Below are 1473 nucleotides of genomic sequence, written 5' to 3' on the forward strand. Positions count from 1 at the left end.
TCGGCCGGATGACCCAGCGGCAGATCCTCCTGCACTACGACTGCGCCCTGCGCCGGGAGCGCCGGCTGCGCGCCGAGCGGATCGTCGACGTGGGGTACGGCATGGCCGGCGGCAAGGAGGCGCAGGCGCTGGTCAGGCAGTTGGCAGGGTAGAGGCTGGGCCGAATGGCTCAAGGATGGGAGCTGCCCGGTGACGAGTCGCACCCGCCGCGGGGCTTTCGGTTGTTGGCTATCGCTTGTCTGTCGTCCTTGACCGCCCCTTGGTGAAGCGCGGATTCCACGAAATGACCTGGCCGGTGTGCTTCTTCTGCATGTCCCGGGCCTTTTCTTTCCAATAGGCGTCGCTTTTGGGTTTGAAGCGGCGGGGCTTCAAGGCTATGCGGAGCGCTACTGCCACGGCTACCAGAGCGGCAATCGCCGAGGCGGTGATCCAGAGAGTGTCCATGGGGGGCTCCTTGGTGGTGGGGGGTTATTCCTCTGGTTCTTCTTTGCTCGCCGGGTGCTCTGTAGAGCTTCCTGCAATTTCGCGCACAGGCGAGCCACTCGAGCTTGGTTTTCCATTGGCTCAGCCTGGCTTTGCGCGAGGAGTTGCGGGGTCTGGCGAGGTGTCGGGAGAACGTGTCTTTACGTATTCGAAAAATACCAGAAAAGACCTGCTTCCGAGTTTGAAAGTCAGTGTTTTCTGGCTTGCATGACGTGATCTGAAGCAGGACACCAATCCCGCCAGGTGCGGGTTTTTTATTGCCCGGAGAAACCCATGGCGGAAAAGATCGAGCTGAACATTTCCGCGAACGTCAGCGAGGCGATGAAGGACGTCGCCGGCTTCAGCAAGCAGTACGCCGAACTGGTGAGGGAGGTGGAGAAGCCGCTGCGCCAGGTCAACGGCTTCCGCGAGCTGGAAAACGCCCTGGAGCAGACCGGCCGCAAGATGCGCGAGGCCCGCGACCGGGTGCGCGAACTGGGCAATGCCATGGCGGCGGCCGCGACGCCGAGCCAGAGCTTGTCGGCCGAGTACCAGCAGGCGGTTTCCAGCCTGAAGGCCCTCGAGCGCCAGGAGGCCTCCCAGATCGGCCAGCTCGGCAAGATGCGCACCGAACTGCAGGCCGCCGGCGTCGACGTGCGCAACCTGGCGGCCGAGCAGCGCCGGCTGGCCCAGGAGTTTTCCGCGCGCCTGGATGCCGGCCGTGCGGATGCTGCCCTGAACTCGGCCCGGAGTTCCCTCGGTGTCGGGGCCATCGAGCAGACTCAGCGGCAGCTGGTCGATCTGCGGCAGCAATACCGGTTGGTCGCCAGCGACAGCAGCCTATCGGCCAAGCAGCGGGCCGAGGCCGAGGCGAATTATCGGAACAGCGTGGCATCCACGCTCACCCAGCTGCGCTCGATGCGCGGCGGTCTGAACGACAACAGCCAGTCCATGCAGCGCGCCGGGCAGTCGGCGGGTCAATACCGGCAAGCCATGCAGCAGCTCCCCATG

At 64.6% G+C, this 1473-nt stretch carries 2 protein-coding genes; one reads left to right on the forward strand and one right to left on the reverse strand.

Annotated features, from left to right (window positions below; all coding sequences use genetic code 11):
- Positions 1 to 228: 228 nt before the first annotated feature.
- Positions 229 to 444 (reverse strand): hypothetical protein, encoded by a 216-nt coding sequence (locus BMY22_RS23350; protein WP_090625715.1) that lies wholly within the window; start codon positions 442 to 444, stop codon positions 229 to 231.
- Between the two features lie 312 nt (positions 445 to 756).
- On the opposite strand from BMY22_RS23350, the gene BMY22_RS23355 reads away from it, so the two are divergent.
- A partial coding sequence (locus BMY22_RS23355; protein ID WP_208599392.1) for a coiled-coil domain-containing protein occupies positions 757 to 1473 on the forward strand: 717 nt, incomplete at its 3' end.

This window comes from Azotobacter beijerinckii, from assembly GCF_900110885.1.
GTDB classification, from domain to species: Bacteria; Pseudomonadota; Gammaproteobacteria; order Pseudomonadales; family Pseudomonadaceae; genus Azotobacter; species Azotobacter beijerinckii.

Excerpts from the sequence above, each read along its gene's own strand:
- BMY22_RS23350 (WP_090625715.1), bottom strand. The coding sequence starts at position 444 with ATGGACACTCTCTGGATCACCGCCTCGGCGATTGCCGCTCTGGTAGCC.